The following is a 210-nucleotide window of genomic DNA, read 5'->3' on the forward strand; positions in this document are numbered from 1 at the left end:
TGCAAAATCTGGATTTTGTTCAGCCTATCGTTGGCGTCACAGATTTTGTGCGTCATGTCTTTCTTCTCGGCTCGAGCGGTGTTTTCTGGTCGATACCACCCGAGATCCAATTCTATCTGCTCTTTCCTGTCCTGTGGCTTTGCCTGGCCCGACCGCACCGCTATAGCGGCGTGATTGTGGGCCTCACAGTGGTCGTCATGGTGGATGGCC

Annotated in this window: 1 pseudogene; it reads left to right on the forward strand. The window is 53.8% G+C overall.

Annotation, left to right across the window (positions count from 1 at the left end):
* Nucleotides 1-210, forward strand: a pseudogene (locus AF337_RS40930) (acyltransferase family protein); the annotation flags it as partial.

This window comes from Rhizobium ecuadorense (assembly GCF_001187535.1).
Lineage (GTDB): Bacteria > Pseudomonadota > Alphaproteobacteria > Rhizobiales > Rhizobiaceae > Rhizobium > Rhizobium ecuadorense.